Below are 13,535 nucleotides of genomic sequence, written 5' to 3'. Positions count from 1 at the left end.
CGATGCTGCACAGAACCGCGAGCGAGTGGCAGCGCATGGGGGGTTTCGACATGGACGTGGGCGACCACGCGGCCGAGGCCGGTCACGTACCGGTCATGCTCGGTCGCGTCCTGGAACTGGCGGCACCCGCGATCGACGCCGTCCCGCGCGACGAGACCCCCGTGCACATCGACGCCACCCTCGGCATGGGCGGCCACGCCGAGGCGATGCTGCGGGCCCACCCGCGGCTGCGCCTCATCGGCCTGGACCGCGACACCACCGCGCTGGAGCGCTCCGCCCGGCGCCTCGCCCCCTTCGCCGACCGCGTCGTCCTCGAGCACGCGGTCTACGACGAGATCCCGCGGGTGCTGCGCCGCCTCGGCGTCCCCGCCGTGCACAGCGTCCTGTTCGACCTCGGCGTCTCCTCCCCGCAGCTCGACGAGGCCGACCGCGGCTTCGCCTACTCCTACGACGCCCCCCTCGACATGCGCATGGACCGCACGCAGGGGCTCACCGCGGCCGACGTCGTCAACGACTACCCGCCCGCCGAACTCGCCCGCATCCTGCGCGAGTACGGCGAGGAGCGGTTCGCCCAGCGCATCGCCGCCGCGATCGTCCGGGAACGCGAGCGCGAGCCCCTGGAGACCACGCGGCGGCTCGCCGACCTCGTGCGCACCGCGATCCCGGCCGCGACCCGCCGCACCGGCGGCAACCCGGCCAAGCGCACCTTCCAGGCGCTGCGCATCGAGGTGAACGGCGAACTCGACACCTGGCGCCGGGCGCTGCCCGCCGCCCTGGACGCGCTCCCGGTCGGCGGCCGGGTCGTCGTCCTCAGCTACCACTCCCTCGAGGACCGCATCACCAAGCAGGTCCTCGCCGCGCAGGCGGCCGACACCACCCCGCCGGGCCTGCCGGTCCCGCTGCCCGAGCACGAGCCGCGGTTCCGGCTGCTCACCCGCGGGGCCGAGCTGCCGACCGACGAGGAGACCACCACCAACCCGCGGGCCGGATCGGTGCGGATGCGCGCCGCCGAGCGGGTCCGGGAGGCGACATGACGACCACCAGCAGACGCCCGCCGCGCACGCCGCCCAAGGGGAAGGCCCCGGCGCGGCGGGCCCCGGCGAAGAAGCCGCCGAAGGCGCCGGCCAAGGAGACCAAGGCCGAAATCAAGGTCGACGCCAAGACCGCGCCCAAGGCCGCGCCGAAGACCGCGGTCAAGACGCCGGCCAAGCCGGCGGCGCCGCGGGCGTCCAAGGCCAAAACCCGGGCCGAGGCCGCGCCGAGGCGGGCGGGGCACTCGCCGCCGCGCACCCCGTTCATCCTGCTCATCGTCGGCCTGCTCGGCGGCGCCCTGGTCAGCCTGCTGCTGTTGAACACCGTCCTGGCGAAGGACGCCTTCACCCTCACCCGGCTGCAGCAGAGCAACGAGCGTCTCGCCGAACGGCAGCAGGAGCTGGAACTGCAGAACGCGCAGGAGCGGTCGCCGGAGAAGCTCGCGGAGCGCGCCGAGAGCCTCGGCATGAAGGAGAACGAGGTCCCGGTGTTCTTCGACGCCGACACCGGCCGCCCCAGCGGCCAGGAGATCCGTCCCGTGCCGCACGCGGACGCCGCGGCGGCCGGCGCCGCCAGCGTCATCGGCGTGCCGGGCACGGTCGTCCCCGGCGACGGGGCCGCGCGGTGACCCAGCGGCCGGGACGCGGCGCCGCCGGGCCGTCGCCCGGCCGCGGGCGCGGCCCGCAGGGCCGCGGTTCCCGGGGGTCGGCGGGCCGGGACGACAAGAGCGGCCCGGGCGCGGCGCGCGCGTCCGGGCGCGCCGACGGGACGGGCGGTCGCGGGGGTCCGCGCCGCCCGGCCCGCGGCGGCACGACGCCCCCGCCGCGCTCGTCCGAGCCCGCCGAGCCGTCCGGCAAGAGCGGCCCGAAGAAGGCGGGCGGGGCGAAGGGCGCGGCCAAGCCGGGGCCCTCCAAGGCTGCCTCCGCGAAGGCCGCACCCTCGAAGACGACCTCGGGCAAGAGCGCCCCCGGCAAGACGGCTCCCGGCAAGACGGCTCCCGCCAAGACGGCGGCCGCCAAACCGGCTTCCGCCAAGACGGCGGCGTCCAAGGGCGGCTCCGCGAAGAAGGGCACCGGCGCCGCGCCGGGCAAGCGCACCCCGGTCGCGTCGCCGCAGGGGCGCGCCCCCGCCCGCCCCCGCAAGGGCGCCGACAAGGGCCCCGGACGGACGCGCCGGCCGCGGCGCGGCGGCGGTTCGGGCCCGCCGCGCGGACCGCGGCGGCACCGCGGCGTGTTCGACCGCCGCGACCCGCTGAAGCGCCTCAACATCGGGCTGCTCGCCGTCGCGTTCGTGCTGTCGCTGTTCGCCGGGCGCCTCGTCCAGCTCCAGACCATCGACGACGACCGGTACGCCGAGCTGGCGCTGCGGCAGCGGGTCAAGGAGATCGAGCTGCCCGCCCTCCGCGGCGAGATCACCGACGCGAAGGGCAACCCGTTCGCGATGACGGTGGAGGCCCGGTCGGTGTTCGTCGATCCGTCGATCATCGAGCCGGAGAAGCGGCAGGAGATCGTCAACGCGCTGGCGCCCACCCTCGGCCTCAACCCCGCCACCGTGATGAAGGCGGTCAGCAAGCCCGACACCCAGTTCGTGTACCTGGCGCACGGGGTGCGGCCGGAGAAGGCCCGCATGATCAACGACTGGGGTTTCGCCGGGATCGGAACCTTGCCGGAGTATCGCCGGGAGTATCCCAACGGTTCGCTCGCGGCGGGCGTCATAGGTTTCGTGAACGACTCGGGCAAGGGCGCGGCCGGGATGGAGGCCGCGATGAACGACGTGCTCGCGGGCCGCGACGGCCGGCAGCGCGTCGAGCTGAGCCTCGAGGGCCAGCACATCCCGATGGGCGAGGACCAGAAGCAGGCCCCCGTCCCGGGCCGCGGCGTCCGCCTCACCCTCCTGCAGGACCTGCAGTACAAGGCGCAGCAGGCGATCACCGAGCAGGTGAAGGCGACCAACAGCGAGGGCGGCAGCGTCATCGTCATGGACCCGCGCACCGGCAAGATCCTCGCGATGGCGTCCGCGCCCGGGTACGACCCGAACCGCTACGGCGAGTCGAACCCCGACGTGTGGGGCAGCCCGCTCGTCCAGCGGGCCTTCGAACCCGGCAGCACCGGGAAGGTCGCCACGGCCGCCGCCGTCCTCGAGCACGGCGGCGTCACCCCGCACACCCCGTTCGTCGTGCCCGACCGCATCAGGCGCTACGAACTGTTCCACGACTCGCACCCGCACCCGACCGAGCGGCTCACCTTCGCCGGCGTCCTCGCCGACTCCAGCAACGTCGGCACCATCCTGGCCAGCGAGCGGATCACCGAAGAGCGGCTCTACCGGACGCTCCGCGAGTTCGGCTTCGGGGAGAAGACCGGCCTGATCCTGCCCGGCGAGACGGCCGGGAGCCTCCGCCCGCCCGCCCAGTGGTCCGGGACCGACCGGTACACGATCGCGTTCGGGCAGGGCCTCTCGGTGAACGCCGTGCAGATGGCCAGCGTCTACGCGACGATCGCCAACGGCGGCGTCCGGGTCGAGCCGAGCCTCGTCGCCGGCACCGTGGACGAGGACGACGAGTTCCACCCGGCGGACGAGCCGGAGACCAGGCGGGTCGTCAGCGCCCGCACCGCGCGGCAGATCAGCGACATGCTGGAGGGCGTCACCACCGAGGAGGGTACCGCGCCCAAGGCGCAGATCGAGGGGTACCGGGTCGCCGGCAAGACCGGCACGGCCGAGCGGATCAACCCCGACACCGGGTCCTACGAGGGCGGCGGCTACGTGGCGTCGTTCGCCGGGTTCGCCCCGGCCGACGACCCGCGGCTGGTCGTTCAGGTCGTCCTGGAGAACCCCAGGCGCGGCAGCCACTATGGTGGCGACGTCGCGGCCCCGGTCTTCCGGGACGTGATGAGCTTCGCGCTGCAGACCCAGAAGATTCCGCCGACGGGAAGCGAACCGCCGACGATCCGGACTCACGCGCGGGACTGATCGCAGCGAGTACCCTTCCTCGCCGTGAGTCCACCGCCGAACTCATCGCCCGCGCCGCGGCGGTTCCGTTCCGATTCCACCGAAAGTCACGTCATGCGTCCGACCACCAATCCGGCCCGTCCGCTGAGCGGGCTCGCGGAGCACTTCGGGATCGAGGCCGGTGACCTGGGGCGGACGTCCGCCACCGGGATCACGCACGACTCCCGGGCGGTCCGGCCCGGCGACGTCTACGCGGCGCTGCCGGGGACGCGCGCGCACGGCGCGCAGTTCGCCGGGCAGGCCGCGCGGGCCGGCGCGGTCGCCGTCCTCACCGACCCCGCCGGGCACGACCGGGCCGCCGCGACCGGCCTGCCTGTCCTGGTCGTCCCGGACGTCCGCGCCCGGCTCGGCGACGCGGCGTCCTGGGTGTACGGGGAGCCCGGCCGCGACATCACCCTCATCGGCGTCACCGGCACCAGCGGCAAGACCACCACGGTGTTCCTCGTCGAGGCGGGCCTGCGCGCCGCCGGGCTCGAGACGGGCCTGGTCGGCGGCGTCGAGATCCGCGCGGGCGGCGACACGGTGCCGAGCGCGCTCACCACGCCGGAGGCCACCGACCTGCACGCGCTGCTCGCGATGATGCGCGAGCGCGGCGTCGGGGCCGCCGCGATGGAGGTGTCCAGCCACGCGCTCGTCCAGGGCCGGGTGGGCGGCGCCCGCTACGAGGTCGCGGTGTTCACGAACCTGTCCCAGGACCACCTGGACTACCACCCGACCATGCAGGACTACTTCCTCGCGAAGGCCCGGCTGTTCACCCCCGAGTACTCGGGCGTCGGCGTGGTCAACCTCGACGACCACTACGGCCGCGAGCTGCTGGAGATGGCCACCGTCCCGACCACGACGTTCTCCGCGTCGGGCGACCCGGGCGCCGACTGGCGCGCCGAGGACGTGCGCCTCGGCGCGGACGGCGCCTCGTTCCGCGTCGTCGGGCCCGGCGGCGTCGAGGCCGACGCGGGCGTGGCGCTGCCCGGCCCGTTCAACGTCGCGAACGCGCTCGCCGCGATCGTCGCGCTGGTGGAGGCCGGGATCACGCTGCAGGCCGCCGTGCGGGGCGTCGCGTCCTGCCCGGGCGTCCCCGGGCGGCTGGAGCGGGTCGACGAGGGGCAGGACTTCGTCGCCCTCGTCGACTACTCGCACAAGCCCGGCGCGGTCGAGGCGGTGCTGAACGCGCTGCGGCCGGTCACCGAGGGACGGCTCGCGATCGTCCTCGGCTGCGGCGGCGACCGCGACCGCGGCAAGCGCCCGCTCATGGGGGAGGCCGCGCTGCGGCTGGCCGACATGGCGTATTTCACGAACGACAACCCGCGGTCCGAAGATCCACTGGCCATCCTCAGCGCTATGGTCGAGGGCGGGCTCAAGGTGCCGCAGCCGCAGCGGGCGCACGTCGTGGTGGAACCCGACCGTGCCGCCGCGATCGCGCTGGCCGTCGGCCGGGCCCGTCGCGGCGACGTCCTGGTCATCGCGGGCAAAGGGCACGAGCAGGGCCAGAACGTGGCCGGCGAGGTGCATCCGTTCGACGACCGCGAGGTCGTCCGCGCCGCGCTGCGGCGCCACTTGGGTGAGACGAGAGGGGCGGGGACGCAGGCGTGATCCCACTTCCGCTGTCGACGATCGCGGAGATCACGGAGGGGACCGTGCACGGCGGGCCCCCGGACGCCGTGGTGCGCGGTCCCGTGGTCGTCGACTCCCGTGCGGCCGAGCCGGGCGCGCTGTTCGCGGCGCTGCCCGGCGAGCGCGCCGACGGCCACGACTTCGCCCCCGCCGCGCTCGCGGCCGGGGCCGCCGGGGTGCTCGCGCTGCGCCCCGTGGACGGACCCGCCGTGCTGGTCCGCGACGTGCAGGAGGCGCTCGGCCGGCTCGCCCGGGGGGTGCTGGAACGGCTCCCGGACACGACCGTCGCGGCGGTCACCGGGTCGGCCGGCAAGACCTCCACCAAGGACCTCATCGCGCAGGTCGTCGGGCGTTCCGGGCCGACGGTGTTCCCGCCCGGGTCGTTCAACAACGAGATCGGGCTGCCGCTGACCGTGCTGCGCGCCGACGCCGGCACCCGCCACCTCGTGCTGGAGATGGGCGCCCGCGGCGTCGGCCACATCGCCTACCTCACCGGCATCGCGCGGCCCGACGTCGGCGTCGTCCTCAACGTCGGGACGGCGCACGTCGGCGAGTTCGGCGGCCGCGACATGATCGCGAAGGCGAAGGGCGAGATGGTCGAGGCGCTCGCGCCCGAGGGCACCGCGGTGCTCAACGCCGACGACCCGCTCGTCAGCGCGATGGCGTCGCGCACGGTCGCGACCGTCGTCACGTTCGGGCGGTCGCCGGACGCGACCGTCCGCGCCGTGGACGAGACGCTGGACGAGCGGGGCCGCGCCCGGTTCACGCTCGTCACCCCCGAGGGCTCGGCGCCGGTCGCGCTGCGCCTGCACGGCTCGCACGCCGTCCCGAACGCGCTGGCCGCCGCCGCGGCCGCCCGCGCCGCCGGGATCGCGCCCGCCGACGTCGCCGCGGCGCTGTCGGAGGCGGAGCCGGTCAGCCGGTGGCGGATGGAGGTCACCGAGACCGCCGACGGCGTCACCGTCGTCAACGACGCCTACAACGCCAACCCGGACTCGACGCGCGCCGCGATCGACGTGCTCGTCCACATGGCCCGCGGGCGCCGCGCCTGGGCCGTCCTCGGCGAAATGGCCGAACTGGGCGACTCGTCCGCGGTGGAACATGCCAAGATCGGGGAGCATGTCGCCCGCAGCGGCGTCGCCGGCCTCATCGTCGTCGGCGCGAACGCCGCGGCGATGGCCGATGGGGCCGCACGGGCGACGTCATGGACGGGAGAGTGCGTGCAGGTGGATGACGTCGGCGCGGCGGTGGCCGCGCTCAGCGAGCGGCTAGCGCCGCGGGACGTCGTGCTGGTGAAGGGATCGCGGGTGGCCGGCCTGGAACGGGTCGCCGAGGGCGTCCTGGCCGGTCGGCCCGAGGCGGGCGCGACGGGCCCCGCCGACGGCGGCCGGGGTGACGCGGAGGCCGCCCGATGACCGACATCATGATCGCCGCCGGGGTGTCGCTGGTCTTCGTGGCGCTCGGCACCCCGGTGTGGATCAGGATCGTCAACCGGCTCGGCTACGGGCAGATGATCCGCGACGACGGGCCCGAGGCCCACCTCACCAAGCGCGGCACCCCCTCGATGGGCGGCACCGTGTTCATCGTCGGCTCGCTCGTCGGGTACGCGGTGTCCCACCTGGTCACCGGGAACGCCCCCACGGTGTCCGGGATCCTGGCGCTGTTCCTGATGACCGGACTCGGGCTGGTCGGGTTCGTCGACGACTACATCAAGGTGTTCAAGCAGCGCAGCCTCGGCCTGCGCAGCGGCGCCAAGATGATCGGCATCATCCTGGTCGGCGTCGTGTTCGCGGTCGTGTCGCTGCGGTTCCCCAACGGCTACGACATCACCCCCGCCTCCGCCCACATCTCCTTCCTGCGCGACTTCGGCCCCTCGATCGGCCCCTACTTCTTCGTGCTGTGGGCGCTGCTGCTCATCGCCGCGATGTCCAACGGCGTCAACCTCACCGACGGGCTGGACGGCCTCGCCGCCGGCCCGGCGGGCATGGTGCTGGCCGCGTACGTCGTCATCGGCAACTGGCAGCTGCGCAACAGCTGCTCCGCCGCCCTCGCCCCCAACTGCTACAGCGTCCGCGACCCCCTGGACCTCGCGGTCGTCGCCGCCGCCGTGCTCGGCGGCGTGTTCGGCTTCCTCTGGTGGAACGCCCCCCCGGCCAAGATCTTCATGGGCGACACCGGCTCGCTGGCCCTCGGCGGCGTGCTGGTCGCCCTGGCCATCCTCACCCGCACCCAGCTGCTGCTCGCGATCCTCTGCGGGCTCATCGTGATGATCACCCTGTCGGTGATCATCCAGGTCGGCGGGTTCAAGATGACCGGGAAACGCGTGTTCAAGATGGCGCCGCTGCAGCATCACTTCGAGCTGTCCGGATGGGCCGAGACCACGATCGTCGTGCGGTTCTGGCTCATGTCCGCCCTGTTCGTCGGGATCGGCATCGGCCTGTTCTACCTGGAGTGGATGCCGAAGTGACGAACGGTCCCTGGGACGGCCTGCCGGTGTGCGTGGCCGGGCTCGGCGTGTCCGGCGCGGCCGCCGCGCGGGCGCTCGCCGCGCGCGGCGCCCGCGTCACCGCCGTGGAGGCCCGCGACGACGCGGAGCGGCGCGCGCTCGCCGCCGAACTGGAGGCCCGCGGCGTCGCGGTCCGGCTCGGCGACGGCGACGCCCTGCCCGCGGGCGTCGAGCTGGTCGTGACCTCGCCGGGCTGGCGTCCGGACGCCCCGCTGCTCGCGGCGGCGGCCGCCGCCGGCATCGAGATCATCGGCGAGGTCGAGCTGGCGTGGCGGCTGCGCCCGGCCGAGGGCGCGGCGCCCTGGCTGGCGATCACCGGGACGGACGGCAAGACCACCGTCGTGCGGATGCTGGCGTGCATGCTCGCCGCCGCCGGGCACGACGCCCTCGCCGTCGGCAACGTCGGCACCCCGATCGTCGAGGCCGTCGCGGAGAGGCACGACGTCCTCGCCGTGGAGCTGTCGAGCTACCAGCTGCACTGGTCGAGCTCGCTCGCCCCGGCCGCGTCCGCCGTCCTCAACATCGCGCCCGACCACCTCGACTGGCACGGCTCCATGGAGGCGTACGTCGAGGCCAAGGGCAAGATCTACGCGCCCGGCTGCGTCGCCGTCCACAACGCCGACGACGCCACCTCCACGGCGCTCGCCGAGAACGCCCCGGGCGTCGAGCGGCGCGTCGGGTTCACGCTGCGGGTGCCGCGCCCGGGGGAACTGGGCGTCGTCGAAGAGCTGCTCGTCGACCGGGCCTACACCGACAACCCCGCGACCGAGGCCGCCGAGCTGGCCGCGCTCGAGGACGTCCGGCCGTTCGCGCCGCACAACGTCGCGAACGCGCTCGCCGCCGCGGCCCTCGCCCGCGCTTACGGGGTGCCGCCCGAGGCGGTCCGGGAGGGGCTGCGCGCGTTCGTCCCCGACCCGCACCGCATCCAGCACGTCGCCGACGTCGACGGCGTCGCCTACGTCAACGACTCCAAGGCCACCCAGCCGCACGCCGCCGCCGCGTCCCTCGCGGCCTACGAGCCGATCGTGTGGATCGCGGGCGGCCTGCTGAAGGGCCTGGACGTCGACGACCTGGTCCGATCGTGCGCGGCGCGGCTCCGCGGGGTCGTGCTGATGGGCCGCGACCGGCACCGGATCGCCGAGGCGCTCGCGCGACACGCCGCGGATGTCCCGGTCGTGGACGTCGCCGACACCGACACTGGGGCGATGGAACGCGTCGTCAACGAAGCCGCCGGGCTCGCCCGTCCCGGCGACACCGTGCTGCTCGCCCCCGTCGGGGCCTCCTTCGACATGTTCGCCAACTACCCGGCCCGCGGCGACGCGTTCATCGCGGCCGTCGAACGGCTCGCCGCGGCCCGCGGCGCGGCCGGCGGCGGCGACGCCGCCGGACCGGGGGACGGTCCCCGGAGCACCCGGTAGGGCGCGGCGCGATGGCCTCCGCACCGGCCGGTTCCGCACCGGCCGACCACGCGCCGGGCGACCGGGCCGGGGGCGGCGGCCCCCGGGCCCGGCGGTTCGGGCCGCGCGAGCGCGCGGTCGCCGCCGTCGGGCTGCTCGACCGCCCGCTGACGTCCTACTACCTCGTCCTCGGCTGCACCGTCCTGCTGACGGCGCTCGGCCTGACGATGGTGCTGTCGGCGTCCAGCGTCGACCAGCTCCAGGCGACCGGCTCGGCGTACACGCTGGTGCAGAAGCAGGCGCTGTGGCTGGTGATCGGGCTGCCCGGCATGTGGCTGGCGTCCCGCCTCCCGGTGAAGACGTTCCGCGCGTTCGCCTACCCGCTGCTGCTGCTGTCGATGGTCGCGCTCGCGCTCGTCCTGGTGCCCGGTCTCGGGCGCAGCGCGTGGGGCGCGACCCGCTGGATCGACCTCGGGCCCGTGCAGATCCAGCCGTCCGAGCCCGCGAAGCTCGGCCTGGTGCTGTGGGGCGCCGACCTGCTCGCCCGCAAGGAACGGCTCGGGCACCTCACCGAGTGGCGGCCGCTGCTGGTGCCGCTGCTGCCCGGCGCCGGGTTCCTGGTGCTGCTGGTCATGCTGGGCAGCGACCTCGGCACCACGCTGGTGCTGCTGACGATCTTCCTGGCGCTGCTGTGGGTGGTCGGCGCGCCCGGACGGCTGTTCGTCGGGATGGCCGGCATGGTGCTGCTGCTCGTGTCGATCCTCATCGTCGTCGAGCCGTACCGGATGCAGCGCCTCACCGGGTTCCTCGACCCGTCCGGCAACACCCTCACCAGCAACTACCAGAGCGTCCAGGGCCTGTACGCGGTCGCGTCGGGCGGCATGTTCGGAATCGGCCTAGGGGAGAGCCGCGCCAAGTGGGACTACCTTCCGCACGCCGAGACCGACTTCATCTTCGCGATCGTGGGGGAGGAGCTCGGGCTCGCCGGCACCCTCGTCGTGCTGGGCCTGTTCGGGCTGCTCACCTACGCGGGGCTGCGCATCGCCAAGCGCGTCCAGGACACCTTCACGCGCCTCGCCGCCGCGGGCGTCACCGCGTGGCTCGTCGTCCAGGCCGTCATCAACATCGGCGCGGTCATCAACGTCCTGCCCATCACCGGGATCCCGCTGCCGCTGGTGTCCTACGGCGGTTCCGCGCTGATCCCGACCCTGCTCGCGCTCGGCATGCTGCTCGCCTTCGCGAAGCGGGAGCCCGGCGCGAGGCAGGCACTCTCCGCACGGGGCCCCGGACCGGTCGTGAGGGCTCTAAGCTGGCTAGGCCTGGCACGTCGGTGATTTTCATGAGGAGTTGTCAACGAGCATGAGGGTTGTCCTGGCCGGCGGCGGCACCGCCGGACACATCGAGCCCGCCCTGGCCCTCGCGGACGCGCTGCGCCGCAACGACCCGAACACGGGGATCGTCTGCCTGGGGACCGAGCGCGGCCTGGAGACCCGGCTGGTTCCGCAGCGGGGGTACGAGCTCGCCCTGATCCCGCCGGTGCCGCTGCCGCGCACGCTGACGCCCCAGCTGCTGACGGTGCCCGGACGGCTGCGGGGCGCGATCAACGCGGCGGCGTCCGTCATCGACCAGGCGCAGGCCGACGTCCTCGTCGGCTTCGGCGGCTACGTCGCGACGCCCGGGTACCTCGCCGCCCGCAAGCGCAAGATCCCGATCATCGTGCACGAGGCCAACCCCAAGCCCGGCCTCGCCAACAAGCTCGGCGCCCGGTTCACCGAGCACGTCGCGGTGTCGCACGCGGACTCGCCGCTGCCCAACCCGACGTTCGTCGGGATCCCGCTGCGCCGCGAGATCGCCACGCTGGACCGGCTCGCGATGGGCGACAAGGCCCGCTCGTACTTCGGCCTGCTGCCCGACCTGCCCACCCTGCTGATCTTCGGCGGGTCGCAGGGCGCCCGGTCGCTCAACCAGGCCGCGGTGGCCGCCGCGCCGTACTTCCGGCAGGCCGGCATCCAGGTCCTGCACATCGTCGGGCCGAAGAACACCGAGGAGCCCGAACCGGTGTCCGGCGGACCACAGTACGTGACCATCCCTTACTGTGACCGCATGGACCTCGCCTACGCCGCCGCCGACATGGCCATGTGCCGCGCCGGCGCGATGACCTGCGCGGAACTGACCGCGGTGGCGCTGCCCGCGGTGTACGTGCCGCTGCCCATCGGCAACGGCGAGCAGCGGCTGAACGCCGAGCCGATCGTGGCGGCCGGCGGCGGGCTGCTCGTCGACAACGCCGAGCTGTCGCCCGACTGGATCGCGCACAACCTGCTGCCCGTGCTGGCCGACCCGGCCCGCGTCGCGAACATGTCGGAGGCCGCCGGGCGGATGGGCCGCCGCGACGCCGACGCGGCGCTCGCGCAGATGGTGTACGACGTGGTCCGCTCGGCGGGCGCCGCGCGATGAGCCTGATCGATCCCAGCGAGGTGGTTCCGGCCGGGGAGCTCGGCCGGGTGCACTTCATCGCCATCGGGGGCGCCGGGATGTCGGGCATCGCCCGGATCATGCTGCGGCGCGGCATCCCCGTGTCCGGCAGCGACGCCCGCGACTCCGAGCTGCTCGCCCAGCTCGGCGGGATGGGCGCCGACGTGTTCGTCGGGCACGACGCCGCGCACCTCGGGGACGCCGACACGGTCGTGGTGTCGACCGCGATCCGCGACGGCAACCCCGAGCTCGTGGCCGCGCGCGAGCGCGGCCTGCGGGTCCTGCACCGCTCCGCGGCGCTCGCCGCGCTGATGGCCGGCCGCCGCGCCGTCGCGGTCGCCGGCACGCACGGCAAGACGACCACCACGTCGATGCTCACGGTCGCGCTGCAGCACGCGGGCGCCGACCCGTCCTACTGCATCGGCGGGCAGCTCGTCACAACCGGCCTCGGCGCCGACGAGGGCACCGGGGACGTGTTCGTCGCCGAGGCCGACGAGAGCGACGGGTCGTTCCTGATGTACACGCCGCGCATCGCCGTGATCACCAACGTCGAGGCGGACCACCTCGACAACTACGGCGGCTTCGAGAAGGTCAAGGAGAACTTCGCCCGCTTCGTCGACCGCATCGAACCGGGCGGCACGCTCGTCGCCGGCGCCGACGACCCGGTCGCGATGGACCTGGCCGAGCGCGCGCGCGAACGGGGCTTGACCGTCCGGACGTACGGGGAGGCGGAAGGCGCCGACCTGCGCGTGACCGGATTCACCCCGCGCGGCCTCGGCTCCCGGTTCGAGATCGCCGGGGTCGGCGAGGTCGCGCTCGGCGTGCCGGGCCGGCACAACGCGCTCAACGCCACCGCCGTCGTCGCGGTCGCGCAGGCGCTCGGCCTGGACGACGCCGCCGTGCGGGACGGCCTCGCCGCGTTCGGCGGCGCGATGCGGCGGCTGGAGCGCAAGGGCGAGGCGGGCGGCGTGGAGGTGTTCGACAGCTACGCCCACCACCCGACCGAGGTGACCGCCGACCTGGAGGCCACCCGCGACTACGCGAAGGAGAAGGGCGGCCCGGGAGACGACGAGCCCCGCATCATCGCGGTGTTCCAGCCCCACCTGTACAGCCGCACCCGCTTCTTCGCCGCCGAGTTCGGCGCGGCGCTCGGCCTCGCCGACGTCGCGGTCGTCCTCGACGTCTACGGCGCCCGCGAGGACCCGGAGCCCGGCGTCACCGGCAAGCTCGTCGCCGACGCCGTCCCGCCGGGCACCGAGACCGTGTACGCGCCCGTCCGGGAGGACGTGCCCGGCCTCGTGGCGTCCCTGGCCCGGCCCGGCGACCTGGCCATCACGCTGGGCGCGGGGGACGTCACCGCGCTCGGCCCGCCGATCCTGGAACGCCTCGCGGCCCGCTGACCGGCGTCCGGAGCGAAGCGGAGGACGACGGTCAGCTGCTTTTGCCGGGGGGTGTGGGGGGTCGTCCCCCCACAGGTGTGCTGACCGGCGTCCGGCGTCCGGCGTCCGGGC

10 protein-coding genes are annotated in these 13,535 nt (G+C 74.5%); all 10 read left to right on the top strand.

Going from position 1 to position 13,535, the window contains the following annotated elements; all coding sequences use genetic code 11:
* The first annotated feature begins 35 nt into the window (after positions 1 to 35).
* The gene (gene rsmH, locus AB0L25_RS07695) at positions 36 to 1,034 is read left to right on the top strand and encodes a 16S rRNA (cytosine(1402)-N(4))-methyltransferase RsmH (RefSeq protein ID WP_500169952.1); all 999 of its coding nucleotides are present in this window, start codon (positions 36 to 38) and stop codon (positions 1,032 to 1,034) included.
* Positions 1,031 to 1,660: a cell division protein FtsL gene (gene ftsL / locus AB0L25_RS07690; protein WP_500169696.1), complete on the top strand. Its 630-nt coding sequence runs from the start codon at positions 1,031 to 1,033 to the stop codon at positions 1,658 to 1,660. The genes rsmH and ftsL overlap by 4 nt, the downstream gene beginning before the upstream one ends.
* Entirely contained in the window at positions 1,657 to 3,999 is a 2,343-nt protein-coding gene (locus AB0L25_RS07685) for a peptidoglycan D,D-transpeptidase FtsI family protein (protein WP_500169694.1), read from the top strand. The genes ftsL and AB0L25_RS07685 overlap by 4 nt, the downstream gene beginning before the upstream one ends.
* Positions 4,000 to 4,092: 93 nt before the next feature.
* Entirely contained in the window at positions 4,093 to 5,628 is a 1,536-nt protein-coding gene (locus AB0L25_RS07680) for a UDP-N-acetylmuramoyl-L-alanyl-D-glutamate--2,6-diaminopimelate ligase (protein ID WP_500169692.1), read from the top strand.
* Positions 5,625 to 7,064 (top strand): UDP-N-acetylmuramoyl-tripeptide--D-alanyl-D-alanine ligase, encoded by a 1,440-nt coding sequence (locus AB0L25_RS07675; RefSeq protein WP_500169691.1) that lies wholly within the window; start codon positions 5,625 to 5,627, stop codon positions 7,062 to 7,064. Before AB0L25_RS07680 ends, AB0L25_RS07675 begins: the two co-directional genes overlap by 4 nt.
* Positions 7,061 to 8,116: a phospho-N-acetylmuramoyl-pentapeptide-transferase gene (gene mraY / locus AB0L25_RS07670; protein ID WP_500169689.1), complete on the top strand. Its 1,056-nt coding sequence runs from the start codon at positions 7,061 to 7,063 to the stop codon at positions 8,114 to 8,116. The genes AB0L25_RS07675 and mraY overlap by 4 nt, the downstream gene beginning before the upstream one ends.
* Positions 8,113 to 9,573, top strand: coding sequence for a UDP-N-acetylmuramoyl-L-alanine--D-glutamate ligase (gene murD / locus AB0L25_RS07665; RefSeq protein ID WP_500169688.1), 1,461 nt, complete (start codon positions 8,113 to 8,115; stop codon positions 9,571 to 9,573). The genes mraY and murD overlap by 4 nt, the downstream gene beginning before the upstream one ends.
* A gap of 11 nt (positions 9,574 to 9,584) precedes the next feature.
* Entirely contained in the window at positions 9,585 to 10,886 is a 1,302-nt protein-coding gene (ftsW, locus tag AB0L25_RS07660; RefSeq protein ID WP_500169686.1) for a putative lipid II flippase FtsW, read from the top strand.
* 25 nt (positions 10,887 to 10,911) lie between these two features.
* Entirely contained in the window at positions 10,912 to 12,006 is a 1,095-nt protein-coding gene (murG, locus tag AB0L25_RS07655; protein WP_500169684.1) for an undecaprenyldiphospho-muramoylpentapeptide beta-N-acetylglucosaminyltransferase, read from the top strand.
* Complete coding sequence (gene murC, locus AB0L25_RS07650; RefSeq protein WP_500169683.1) at positions 12,003 to 13,424, top strand: UDP-N-acetylmuramate--L-alanine ligase; 1,422 nt, start codon at positions 12,003 to 12,005, stop codon at positions 13,422 to 13,424. The genes murG and murC overlap by 4 nt, the downstream gene beginning before the upstream one ends.
* Positions 13,425 to 13,535: the final 111 nt, after the last annotated feature.

The sequence above is a fragment of the Spirillospora sp. NPDC052242 genome, from assembly GCF_040679555.1.
In the GTDB taxonomy this organism is placed as follows: domain Bacteria; phylum Actinomycetota; class Actinomycetes; order Streptosporangiales; family Streptosporangiaceae; genus Spirillospora.
Note: the sequence above shows the minus strand (reverse complement) of the source record. Positions and strands in the feature narration are given on the sequence as shown.

Bases quoted from the DNA above. Each gene is read 5' to 3' on its own strand.
- rsmH (WP_500169952.1), top strand. From the start codon at position 36: ATGGGGGGTTTCGACATGGACGTGGGCGACCACGCGGCCGAGGCCGGT.
- ftsL (WP_500169696.1), top strand. From the start codon at position 1,031: ATGACGACCACCAGCAGACGCCCGCCGCGCACGCCGCCCAAGGGGAAG.
- AB0L25_RS07680 (WP_500169692.1), top strand. From the start codon at position 4,093: ATGCGTCCGACCACCAATCCGGCCCGTCCGCTGAGCGGGCTCGCGGAG.
- mraY (WP_500169689.1), top strand. From the start codon at position 7,061: ATGACCGACATCATGATCGCCGCCGGGGTGTCGCTGGTCTTCGTGGCG.
- ftsW (WP_500169686.1), top strand. From the start codon at position 9,585: ATGGCCTCCGCACCGGCCGGTTCCGCACCGGCCGACCACGCGCCGGGC.
- murG (WP_500169684.1), top strand. From the start codon at position 10,912: ATGAGGGTTGTCCTGGCCGGCGGCGGCACCGCCGGACACATCGAGCCC.
- murC (WP_500169683.1), top strand. From the start codon at position 12,003: ATGAGCCTGATCGATCCCAGCGAGGTGGTTCCGGCCGGGGAGCTCGGC.